The organism is Listeria sp. ILCC796 (genome assembly GCF_900186175.1).
Classification (GTDB): Bacteria; Bacillota; Bacilli; order Lactobacillales; family Listeriaceae; genus Listeria; species Listeria goaensis.
In genome coordinates this window covers 1-6,293 of record NZ_FYBV01000018.1, presented here as the reverse complement: position 1 = coordinate 6,293, position 6,293 = coordinate 1, and the positions used below count along the sequence as shown (strand labels likewise).

The following is a 6,293-nucleotide window of genomic DNA, read 5'->3' as shown; positions in this document are numbered from 1 at the left end:
TGTCACGCAGGAGATCGCGGGTTCAAATCCCGTCGGGACCGCCATTTGGCTTGGTAGCTCAGTTGGTAGAGCACTTGATTGAAGCTCAAGGTGTCGGCAGTTCGATTCTGTCCCAAGCCACTTTTATTTTAATACGGAGGGGTAGCGAAGTGGCTAAACGCGGCGGACTGTAAATCCGCTCCTTCGGGTTCGGTGGTTCGAATCCACTCCCCTCCACCATTATTTTTTTGATAGGGGCATAGTTTAACGGTAGAACAGAGGTCTCCAAAACCTCCAGTGTGGGTTCGATTCCTACTGCCCCTGCCATAACATAAAACTTTATAATTGAATTATGGCGGGTGTGGCGAAGTGGTTAACGCATCGGATTGTGGTTCCGACATTCGTGGGTTCGATTCCCATCATCCGCCCTTTAATTTTATTGATGGGCTATAGCCAAGCGGTAAGGCAACGGATTTTGATTCCGTCATGCGCTGGTTCGAATCCAGCTAGCCCAGTTTTTGCGGAAGTAGTTCAGTGGTAGAACATCACCTTGCCAAGGTGGGGGTCGCGGGTTCGAACCCCGTCTTCCGCTTTTTTCTTTTTTAAGGCGCCATAGCCAAGTGGTAAGGCAGAGGTCTGCAAAACCTTTATCACCGGTTCAAATCCGGTTGGCGCCTCCATTGCTTTTTTCTTTCAAAAATTTTATAATAAGTTTATTCAAACATTATGCCGGCGTGGCGGAATTGGCAGACGCGCTGGACTCAAAATCCAGTGACCGCAAGGTCGTGCCGGTTCGACCCCGGCCGCCGGTATCCAAGCACTCCCAAACCTGTATAGGTTTTGGGGGTTTTCTTTTTTAGATATGCGTTAAAATTAACGTTTAATTACGTTGTTTTCGTTGCAGTTTTTATTATAACATTGCTAAATAAATTAATTGAATTTTCTAGAATGGAAAATTGTAGAAAAATGGTCACAATTTAAGGCTAAAAATGTACAAATAGACAAATTTAACACAAGAAAAGTGTGTTATTATAGAGTTATCACATTGTGACTTCTAAAAAGATTGTATTTGCTCACCAGGCACCTATACGAATCTGATTACTTTTAGTTGCCGCAATCCCATTGGAAGTTAGCTGTCAGCCAAACAGCTAACTTTTTTCCTTATTAGGAATAGAGTGATAGAATCTGGAGGAGATTAAATGTACATACCAAAAAAAGAGGTTATAGCTTTTACTGGAAACCAGCAGATTCAGGGTGAAGGTGTTTTTTTAGTTGTAGAAGGATACCTTGTGCAGGAATCCAATGGGACTTTAATAAAAGTTTTAAAGCAAGGGAGTATTTTTCGTCTTGATTCTCAGCATGAATGGTTTCAATTTTTTTCAAGGGGAAAAAGTTTTCTAATGGAGATTGAGCGTGAGAAGTATACGGATGAAATTGTTTGCGATACGATGAAGCGGATGACTGAATCGCTTGAGAGATATCGGTTGCCAGGCAGAGAACGAATTGAGGCAGTTTTATATCAAATTGCTTTGGATGTTGGGGTTGAAAATGATCAGGAAATTTATATTCCGATAGCTTGTAATCAGTCAAAGCTCGCAAAATATAGCAATGTAAGTCGGGAATATTTTATCAAAATTAAAAATGATTTAGTTAAAGAAAAGCGCATTGAAATTCGAAATCGTAGTTGGATTTTGCTTGAAAAGGAAGAATGGGAAACAGTTTGTATGACAGAGGAATAGATAGGAGCATTCAGTTTGAATGCTTTTTTTAAAACATATAGTTGATTTTGTCAACTATATGTTTTATACTAATAAAAATGAAAGAAGGGGAATTGGATGGATCAAATTAGTGAGATTCGGCGATTTAATCGCTTTTATGCTAGCATATTAGGAAAACTTGACCAGAAAATCTATCATAATCCTTATCCGCTGACTGAAGTGAGGGTTTTGCAACAAATTGATTTTGAGAATGGGAAGACGGCTTCTGAGATTGGCGATGCGATTGGGGTTGACCGAGGGTACATGAGTCGCATTGTGAAGAGATTTGAACTTTCGGGGCTGATTCAAAAACAGCAGCTTGCTGGTGATAAACGACACTTTGCACTTTTTATTACGGAAAAGGGGCAGGCGGAGATTGAGAAATTTGTGGCGCTTGCGAACTTGGCGCTTAGCGAAATGACGCAGAAATTGACGGATCAGGAGATGCGGGATTTGGTTGAAGCGATGAGCGTGATTGAAAAATTGCTTTCAAAGGAGGAATTGATATGAAGATTGAAAAATATACGGAACGTTACCATGAAGAGGTTGTCGCATTGATTTTGCGCATTCAGCAGAAAGAGTTTAATGTGCCGATTTCGCTTTCGGATCAGCCAGATTTGATGGATATTGGGAACTTCTACGCTGACGGGGGATTTTGGATTGCGCGTGATGGAGACACTGTTGTAGGCACGATTGCTACATGGTTTATCGACGGGCCAAACGCAACCATTCGCAAGCTTTTTACGGATGAAAATTATCGAGGAAAAGAATATCAAACGGGGCAGCGCCTTTTAGAAACGCTTGAAGAATTTTGTGCGCAAAACGGCAAGTCACATATTTTTTTAGGAACGACGGATAAATTTAAGGCCGCACACCGGTTTTACGAAAAGAATGACTATATCGAGATTTCAAAAGCGGATTTACCAGCTGATTTTGATATTTTGGATGTGGATTCGAAGTTTTATCATAAAGCGCTATAGGAAAAATGCAGTTTGGGTACGCCCGGCTGTTTTTTTCTTTTTTACAAAAGATAAGTTGTGAGCTATACTAATGTTTGTGATTTGTTTTTAGAAAGGGAGCGAGTTTTTTGAGCAGATGGTTACCTCGTGATTTATGGATTGTAATAGTTGGGATGGTTCTTTTGTATACAGGACTATCCTTTATTTGGCCATTTAATATGGTGTATATGACGACAGAACTTGGCATGTCGGACATGGATGCATCGCTTGTGTTGCTTGTGAATTCTTTTGTGGGAATGGTGGCGAGTGTTGTTGGCGGAATTATTTTTGACCGGTTAACGGGGTATATTTCGCTTATGATTGGAACTTGTATTTTAGTTGTGGGGACGTTTCTTTTGATGACATTTCATAGCTATCCTTATTTTGTTTGGAATCTTTGGCTTGTGGGTGTTGCCATGGGAATGGTGTTTGCAGGGCTATACGCGGCGGCGGGTTTGACACATCCGAGCGGCGGGCGCACTGGATTTAATGCCATTTATGTAGCTCAAAATATTGGTGTTGCGGTTGGACCGTTTCTAGCCGGATTCTTGGCGGAGCGCGGTATGGGACAAGTTTATTTAGGTGCATTTCTTTTCGCGATTTTTTATGCACTTTTCTTCTTTATCTTTTTTAGAAAAATAGATTGGAAGTCCGAAAAATTGGGTGCGGAAACAAAGCACCGAAAACGTGGTGGAACGCGTGAGAAAGCGACAAAATGGGGTCTCATTTCAATGGGTTTGCTACTTTTGACGTATCTGTTTTGCCAGTTGCCACATGTACAGTGGCAGTCTAATTTATCTACCTATATGACAGCAGATGTTGGTGTGTCGGCATCCGAGTACGGGAAACTTTGGAGTTTAAACGGGGCATTAATCGTTCTCGGTCAGTTGATTTTAATTCCGCTTATTCATCGTTTCAAAAAGCATTTATTGCTTCAAGTTTATATCGGTATTTTGCTATTTGCGCTATCGTTTGTATTTGCAATGCAAGCAACTGTATACAGCGGATTTGTACTAGGAATGATTTTCCTGACGCTTGGTGAAATGTTCGCATGGCCAGCAATTCCGACGATTGCCTATCAACTAGCACCAAAAGGGAGCGCGGGGTTATATCAAGGATTAGTGAACGGAATGGCAACAGCCGCACGAATGCTAGCGCCGTTTTTGGGAGCTGTTGTAGTCACGAAATTTGGCGGCATAACAGCCTTGTTTATAGGGATTTTCAGTTTGCTACTCCTTGCGTTTGTCACGATAACACTACAAGCACTTACTCAGAAAAAGGCGAATTTAAATGATGTGGAAACCGAGGTGGAAATGCATGAAATTGCTTGAGAATGCTCGCTTTTATACGATGGGAAAAGAAGGCGAATTTGTGCGGAATGTTTTAATTGATGGGGCTACAATTCGGGCGATTGATGTCGATCCTGCGGCGCATTTAGAGGCAGAGCGCATCAATTTGAACGGGGCAACTGTTTTTCCAGGCTTTGTCGACTCACATATTCATCTGCTTTGGTACGGACAAGCTCTAGCGCGGTTGAACTTAAACGAAACAACAACGAAGAAGCAAGCTTTGGAAAAGATTAAGCAGCGTCTGGCCGAGCTTTCGGAAACCGAATGGCTTTTTGTAGAGGGCTACGATGAAAATAAATGGACGGATGACAAAACGCTACTCACAGCCGCTGATTTGGATTCTATCAGCGAGACACCACTACTCGTAAGACGCATCGATTACCATAGCGTGACGGTTAATCACGCATTAATGGAAGCTATTTCTTTGTCTAAAGACGCAAAGTTTGAAGGTGGCGGTGAAATTGACACAGATGAAAATGGCGAATTGACGGGCATTCTAAAAGATAACGCAACGAATTTGGCGATTCAGGCGTTTCCAATTCCAACTACCGCTGAAATGAAAATGTGGCTTGAACTGGCGATTTGTGATTTGTGGAAAAAAGGAATTACAGGGGCCCATTCAGAGGATTTGCACTATTTTGATGGCTTTAAGGGAACGCTCGGCGCTTTTCGCGATACAATTAATGCAGAATTTCCGTTTCGCGCGCAACTTTTAATTCATCACGCGGAACTAGCTGCGTTTAAGCAGGAAAAAGAGCTTTTCATGGACGGAAATCCTTTTGTGGAGCTGGACGCTGTGAAAATCTTTTTTGACGGCACTGTGGGGTCGAGAACGGCATATATGGCGAATGGCTATGCGGACGACGCAAGCAATCACGGGTTGAAGATTCATTCGGACGAGGAGTTTGTGGCAATCGTCAAGAAAGCGCGCGAACTGGGGCTTCCGGTGGCGATTCATATTCTAGGTGATGCGGCATTTCAAGAGGTGGTTCGTGTGCTGAAAAAATATCCGCCGAAAAGTGGCTTGCACGACCGAATGATTCACACGCCGTGGTTAACAGATGAGCTCATTGCAGAAGCAGAAGGAATGCCACTTTTGTTTGATGTTCAGCCGCAGTTTATGGCGAGCGACTTGCCGTGGGCGCTTGACGTTTTAGGCGAGAATTATCCCAAACGAGCATTTGCTTGGAAGACACTTCTAGAAAACGGCTTTGCACTAGCGGGAGGAAGCGATGCGCCAATTGAAGTCCCCAATCCTTTTTACGGAATTCATGCCGCAGTTACACGCACTGCGACAAGCGACTTAAACGGTAAACGCTACTTTCCAGATGAGGCGCTGACTGTTTACGAAGCGATTTCACTCTACACAACCGGTAGTGCAAAAGCTAGCTATAAACCTTTTTCTCGGGGGAAAATTGCGCCAGGATTTGCCGCAGATTTCACAGTTCTAGCAACCAACCCGTTTGAAGTGGCGACGAACGATTTGCGCGACATTCAAGTAATTCAAACATTTGTAAGTGGGCGGAAAGTGTATTAAAATGTACGAAAACGGAAAGGTTGATGAGAATGCTAGACAAAACGCAAATTAGTATGTTCTTGACGTTTAGTGGGCAAGCGGAAGAAGCGGTTCAATTTTATGTGGACTTGTTTGATGAAGCAAAAATCGTATCAACTCGTTATTTTGAAGAAGGTGAGCCGGGAGAGCTGGGCAAGGTTTATACGATAGTATTCGAGATTGGCGATCAAAAATTCATGGCGATGGACATGGAAAAGAAATACGCCGTTGACTTTTCATGGGCAACTTCGATTTTCATTGAAACGCGAAATGAAGAAGAGTTCGATCGCTTATTCGAGGGACTAAAAGCCGGTGGAACAGTTATGATGGGCCCAGAAGAGATGGGGATTTACAGCAAAGTGGCATGGGTGACAGACCGCTTCGGTCCAACGTGGCAACTTGTTTGCGAGAAATAAAAATAAGCTTCCTGAGCACTTTTGGTGTGAGGAAGCTTGTTTTTTTGTGGGATGAGGATATAAAAACCGCATTTTTATAACAATTATTCAGAAAATCGTCACATTCTAACACCTTCCTGAATGGTATACTAAAAAAGCAGATAACAAGTCAGAAGGGATGGAGATGATGAGTCGGATTGCGATTGCCGAAGTGGAGGATTTTCTAGAAAAACTGAAGAAGTCCAATACGGAGGCGAGTA

Annotated in this window: 6 protein-coding genes and 8 tRNA genes; all 14 read left to right on the top strand. The window is 42.7% G+C overall.

The features are described 5' to 3' along the window. Positions 1 to 47: 47 nt before the first annotated feature. The 14 genes from CFS04_RS12880 to CFS04_RS12815 all read left to right on the top strand — a co-directional run bounded on the left by CFS04_RS12880 (position 48) and on the right by CFS04_RS12815 (position 6,054). Positions 48 to 120 (top strand) — tRNA-Phe (locus CFS04_RS12880). Positions 121 to 135: 15 nt separating this feature from the next. Beyond that, a tRNA-Tyr gene (locus tag CFS04_RS12875) sits at positions 136 to 219 on the top strand. Positions 220 to 232: 13 nt separating this feature from the next. Further along, positions 233 to 306, top strand: a tRNA-Trp gene (locus tag CFS04_RS12870). Positions 307 to 334: 28 nt separating this feature from the next. Beyond that, a tRNA-His gene (locus CFS04_RS12865) sits at positions 335 to 407 on the top strand. Positions 408 to 422: 15 nt separating this feature from the next. Continuing rightward, positions 423 to 494 (top strand) — tRNA-Gln (locus CFS04_RS12860). 5 nt (positions 495 to 499) lie between these two features. Further along, positions 500 to 571: transfer RNA gene (locus CFS04_RS12855), tRNA-Gly, on the top strand. Between the two features lie 14 nt (positions 572 to 585). Next, positions 586 to 659 (top strand) — tRNA-Cys (locus CFS04_RS12850). A 48-nt stretch (positions 660 to 707) separates the two neighbouring features. Beyond that, positions 708 to 791 (top strand) — tRNA-Leu (locus CFS04_RS12845). A 588-nt stretch (positions 792 to 1,379) separates the two neighbouring features. Beyond that, the gene (locus tag CFS04_RS13140; protein WP_240310431.1) at positions 1,380 to 1,718 is read left to right on the top strand and encodes a hypothetical protein; all 339 of its coding nucleotides are present in this window, start codon (positions 1,380 to 1,382) and stop codon (positions 1,716 to 1,718) included. Between the two features lie 96 nt (positions 1,719 to 1,814). Then, positions 1,815 to 2,246: a MarR family winged helix-turn-helix transcriptional regulator gene (locus tag CFS04_RS12835; RefSeq protein WP_088811081.1), complete on the top strand. Its 432-nt coding sequence runs from the start codon at positions 1,815 to 1,817 to the stop codon at positions 2,244 to 2,246. Beyond that, positions 2,243 to 2,716: a GNAT family N-acetyltransferase gene (locus CFS04_RS12830; protein ID WP_088811080.1), complete on the top strand. Its 474-nt coding sequence runs from the start codon at positions 2,243 to 2,245 to the stop codon at positions 2,714 to 2,716. Before CFS04_RS12835 ends, CFS04_RS12830 begins: the two co-directional genes overlap by 4 nt. A 107-nt stretch (positions 2,717 to 2,823) precedes the next feature. Beyond that, positions 2,824 to 4,065 carry an MFS transporter gene (locus CFS04_RS12825; protein WP_088811079.1) on the top strand — a complete coding sequence of 414 codons (1,242 nt, stop codon included), beginning with the start codon at positions 2,824 to 2,826 and terminating at the stop codon, positions 4,063 to 4,065. Beyond that, on the top strand, positions 4,052 to 5,620 hold the full coding sequence (locus CFS04_RS12820) for an amidohydrolase (RefSeq protein WP_088811078.1): 1,569 nt from the start codon (positions 4,052 to 4,054) through the stop codon (positions 5,618 to 5,620). Before CFS04_RS12825 ends, CFS04_RS12820 begins: the two co-directional genes overlap by 14 nt. Positions 5,621 to 5,649: 29 nt before the next feature. After that, complete coding sequence (locus CFS04_RS12815) at positions 5,650 to 6,054, top strand: VOC family protein (protein WP_088811077.1); 405 nt, start codon at positions 5,650 to 5,652, stop codon at positions 6,052 to 6,054. Positions 6,055 to 6,293 lie beyond the last annotated feature (239 nt).

Coding starts and splice junctions, on each gene's coding strand:
- CFS04_RS12820 (WP_088811078.1), top strand. CDS start 4,052: ATGAAATTGCTTGAGAATGCTCGCTTTTATACGATGGGAAAAGAAGGC.
- CFS04_RS12815 (WP_088811077.1), top strand. CDS start 5,650: ATGCTAGACAAAACGCAAATTAGTATGTTCTTGACGTTTAGTGGGCAA.
- CFS04_RS12830 (WP_088811080.1), top strand. CDS start 2,243: ATGAAGATTGAAAAATATACGGAACGTTACCATGAAGAGGTTGTCGCA.
- CFS04_RS13140 (WP_240310431.1), top strand. CDS start 1,380: ATGGAGATTGAGCGTGAGAAGTATACGGATGAAATTGTTTGCGATACG.
- CFS04_RS12835 (WP_088811081.1), top strand. CDS start 1,815: ATGGATCAAATTAGTGAGATTCGGCGATTTAATCGCTTTTATGCTAGC.